This is a genomic window from Mesorhizobium sp. M1A.F.Ca.IN.020.06.1.1 (genome assembly GCF_004023265.1).
Classification (GTDB): Bacteria; Pseudomonadota; Alphaproteobacteria; order Rhizobiales; family Rhizobiaceae; genus Mesorhizobium.
In genome coordinates this window covers 1-4,050 of sequence record NZ_RZSR01000552.1, presented here as the reverse complement: position 1 = coordinate 4,050, position 4,050 = coordinate 1, and the positions used below count along the sequence as shown (strand labels likewise).

4 protein-coding genes are annotated in these 4,050 nt (G+C 64.7%); all 4 read right to left on the bottom strand.

Features of this window, described 5'->3' with window-relative positions; all coding sequences use genetic code 11:
- A partial coding sequence (locus EOA60_RS22075; protein ID WP_128311884.1) for a sarcosine oxidase subunit delta occupies window positions 1-230 on the bottom strand: 230 nt, incomplete at its 3' end.
- 10 nt (window positions 231-240) lie between these two features.
- Window positions 241-1,494 carry a sarcosine oxidase subunit beta family protein gene (locus tag EOA60_RS22070; protein ID WP_095801121.1) on the bottom strand — a complete coding sequence of 418 codons (1,254 nt, stop codon included), beginning with the start codon at window positions 1,492-1,494 and terminating at the stop codon, window positions 241-243.
- A 70-nt stretch (window positions 1,495-1,564) separates the two neighbouring features.
- The gene (gene glnT / locus EOA60_RS22065) at window positions 1,565-2,872 is read right to left on the bottom strand and encodes a type III glutamate--ammonia ligase (RefSeq protein ID WP_067327758.1); all 1,308 of its coding nucleotides are present in this window, start codon (window positions 2,870-2,872) and stop codon (window positions 1,565-1,567) included.
- 37 nt (window positions 2,873-2,909) lie between these two features.
- A partial coding sequence (locus EOA60_RS22060) for a glutamate synthase-related protein (protein WP_128311882.1) occupies window positions 2,910-4,050 on the bottom strand: 1,141 nt, incomplete at its 5' end.

Genomic DNA, 4,050 nt, shown 5'->3' with positions numbered 1-4,050 from the left:
GCCGAAATCTCATGCGTCAGCGTGTTGCGCGTGACCTTCAGCCAGGCCCGGCAGCCGCCGCCGTGATACCAATGCTCGCTCATCACACCGGCGATGTTGTCGCGCAGGTAGACGTAGTCGTAGACGGCGTCTTCACCGGCATCGGCAGGCGGGCGCTGCGGCTTGGCGTCGCCGAGATAGGTGAACTCGCCGAGTTCGCGTTCGCCGCAGAAGGGACAGACTATGCGCATGGTCGGGTCTTCAATGGAGGTTCGGTTGGGCGCCCTGGCCCTTCTCGTCAATCATGGCGCCGCGCTGGAACCGGTCGAGGCGGAAGCGGGCGGCTTCCTTGTGCGATTGATCGCGGGCGATGAGATGAGCAAAGACGAAGCCGGAGCCAGGCGTCGCCTTGAAGCCGCCATAGCACCAGCCGGCATTGAGATAGAGGCCGTCGACCGGGCTCTTGTCGATGATCGGCGAGCCGTCCATCGACATGTCCATGATGCCGCCCCACTGGCGCAGAAGCCGCACGCGGCCGATCATCGGGATCAGCGCCATGCCGCCTTCGCAAACATCCTCCACGACAGGCAGATTGCCGCGCTGGGCATAGGAGTTGTAGCCGTCGATGTCGCCGCCGAACACCAGCCCGCCCTTGTCCGACTGGCTGACATAGAAATGCCCGGCGCCGAAGGTCATGACGTTGGGCAGGAGCGGCTTGATCGCTTCGGAGACGAAGGCCTGCAGTACATGGCTCTCGATCGGCAGGCGCAGTCCGGCCATCGCCGCGACGCGTGAGGAACTGCCGGCGACCGCCATGCCGACCTTGCCGGCGCCGATCCGGCCGCGCGAGGTCTCGACGCCGGAGACCTTGCCGTTGGTGTCGCGCATGAAGCCGGTGACTTCGCAGTTCTGGATGATGTCCACGCCGAGCTCGCTCGCCGCGTGCGCGTAGCCCCAGACCACGGCATCGTGACGTGCCGTGCCGCCGCGTCGCTGCAACAGCCCGCCCTGCACCGGGAAGCGCGCATTGTCGAAGTTCAGGAACGGCATCATCTTCCTGAGCGCCGCCTGGTCGAGCAGCTCGGCATCGATGCCGTTGATGCGCATGGTGTTGCCGCGTCGGGCAAAGGCGTCGCGCTGCGGGTCGGAATGGTAGAGGTTGATGACGCCGCGCTGGCTGACCATCGCGTTGTAGTTCAAATCCTGCTCCATCCGCTCCCACAGCTTCATCGACAATTCGTAAAAGCCGGTGTTGCCGGGCAGGCCGTAATTGGAGCGGATGATGGTGGTGTTGCGGCCGGCATTGCCGGAGCCGATCCAGCCCTTCTCCAGCACCGCAACGTTGCGGATGCCAAACTCGTTGGCGAGGAACCAGGCGGTCGCCAGCCCGTGCCCACCGCCGCCGATGATCACCACGTCGTAGCGATCCTTCGGAGCCGCATCCCGCCAGGTCGGCTTCCAGGTCTTGTGGCCGGAGAGGGCGGCACGGGCGAGCGAGAAGATCGAGTATTTCATGAAATCATTCCGAGGCCGCTCGCCCACGCCGACTCTTCTCTATTGCATCGGATTGCACGGCCGACGGGCTTTAGATGTCCAGCGTGTGGTCGCGCTCCCACTGCGTGAAGTGCGAAGCATAGGAATTCCATTCCTGTTGCTTCAGCTTTAGATATGCCGACGAAAATTCCTCACCCAGCGCCGCCTTCAGCGATTTGTCCTTGTCGAACTCACGCAGCGCATCGAGCAGGTTGAGCGGCAGTTTCGGCGCATCCGTCACGGTATGACCGAACTGGTACATGTCGATGTCGTAGCGCTTGCCGGGATCGGCCTTCGAGCGGATGCCGTCGAGGCCGGCAGCGATGATCACTGCCTGCAGCAAATAGGGATTGGCGGCGCCGTCCGGCAGACGCAGCTCGAAGCGGCCCGGTCCCGGCACGCGCACCATGTGGGTACGGTTGTTACCGGTCCAGGTCACGGTGTTCGGCGCCCAGGTGGCGCCCGAAATGGTGCGCGGCGCGTTGATGCGCTTGTAGGAATTGACCGTCGGGTTGGTGATCGCGGCAAGTGCCGAAGCATGCTTCATGATGCCGCCGAGGAAGTTCCTGCCCTTGGCGGACAGGCCGAGCTCCTCCGAATTGTCGGCGAAGACATTGGTCTTGCCGGTCTCGTCCCACACCGAGATGTGCGCATGGCAGCCATTGCCGGTCAGGCCCTGGAAGGGCTTGGGCATGAAAGTCGCGCGCAGCCCGTGGTTTTCCGCAACTGACTTGACCATAAACTTGAAGAAAGAGTGCTTGTCGGCGGTCGCCAGCGCGTGATCGAAGGTCCAGTTCATTTCGAACTGGCCGTTGGCGTCCTCATGGTCGTTCTGGTACGGACCCCAGCCCAGCGCCAGCATATGGTCGCAGATCTCGGCGATCACGTCGTAGCGACGCATCACCGCTTGCTGGTCGTAGCAGGGTTTCGACGCCGTGTCGTACTGGTCGGAGATAGCGCTGCCGTCCGGCGAGATCAGGAAGAACTCGGCCTCGATGCCGGTCTTGACATGCATGCCGTCGCGGGCGGCCTCTTCGATCAGCCGCTTCAACGTGTTGCGCGGCGCCTGGTCGACGAGCTTGTCGTCCATCACGCACGTGGCCGCCACCCAGGCTACCTCCGGCTTCCACGGCAGCTGGATCACCGAATCCGGATCCGGCACCGCCAGCATGTCGGGGTGCGCCGGCGTGAGATCGAGCCACGTGGCGAAGCCGGCAAATCCGGCGCCGTCCTTCTGCATGTCGGCGATCGCCTGCGCCGGCACCAGCTTGGCACGCTGCCCGCCGAACAGGTCGGTGTAGGAGATCATGAAGTATTTGACGCCGTTCTCCTTGGCGAATGCGGCGAGATCGTTCCCCATTATAGTTCCTCGCTTATGTGATCCTGGATGGAGTGTCCTAGAAGCCGTTCTTCCCCGGTATCCAGTTGGTGCCGGCAAGCGGCACGCCGGCCATGGCGGCTGCTTCGATGCTGAGCGCGACCAGGTCCTCGGGCTCGAGATTGTGCAGGCTGTTCTTGCCGCAGGCGCGGGCAATGGTTTGAGCCTCGAGCGTCATCACCTTCAAGTAGTTGGCGAGCCGCCGACCGGCGGCGATCGGATCGACGCGCTTCATCAACTCGGGATCCTGCGTGGTGATGCCGGCCGGGTCCTTGCCTTCGTGCCAGTCGTCATAGGCGCCGGCCGTGGTGCCGAGCGCGTTGTAATCCGTCTCCCAGCGCGGGTCGTTGTCGCCAAGCGCCACGAGTGCGGCGGTGCCGATCGACACCGCGTCGACGCCGAGCGCCAGCGCCTTGGCGACATCGGCGCCGTTGCGGATGCCGCCGGAGACGATCAGCTGCACCTTGCGGTGCATGCCGAGGTCCTGCAGCGCCTGCACCGCCGGCCTGATGCAGGCGAGCGTCGGCTGACCGACGTTCTCGATGAATACTTCCTGGGTCGCGGCGGTGCCGCCCTGCATGCCGTCGACCACGACGACGTCGGCGCCGGCCTTCACCGCAAGCGCGGTGTCGTAATAAGGACGGGCGCCCCCGACCTTGACGTAGATCGGCTTCTCCCAGTCGGTGATCTCGCGCAGCTCCAGGATCTTGATCTCGAGATCGTCCGGGCCGGTCCAGTCGGGATGGCGCGAGGCCGAGCGCTGGTCGATGCCCTTGGGCAGCGTGCGCATCTCGGCGACGCGGTCGGAGATCTTCTGTCCCAGCAGCATGCCGCCGCCGCCGGGCTTGGCGCCCTGTCCGACGACAACTTCGATCGCGTCGGCACGGCGCAGGTCACGCGGGTTCATGCCGTAGCGCGACGGCAGGTATTGGTAGACCAGCGTCTTCGAATGGCCGCGCTCTTCCTCGGTCATGCCGCCGTCGCCGGTAGTGGTCGAGGTGCCGGAAAGCGTCGCGCCTCGGCCGAGCGCTTCCTTGGCCGGACCGGAGAGCGAGCCGAAGCTCATGCCGGCGATGGTGATCGGGATCTTCAGCTCGATCGGCTTTTTGGCGTGGCGCGAGCCCAGCACCACGCTGGTGTCGCAGCGCTCCCTATAGCCT

What these genes read in the sequence shown, in the direction of transcription:
- EOA60_RS22070 (WP_095801121.1), bottom strand. Translation starts at nt 1,494, where the DNA reads ATGAAATACTCGATCTTCTCGCTCGCCCGTGCCGCCCTCTCCGGCCAC.
- glnT (WP_067327758.1), bottom strand. Translation starts at nt 2,872, where the DNA reads ATGGGGAACGATCTCGCCGCATTCGCCAAGGAGAACGGCGTCAAATAC.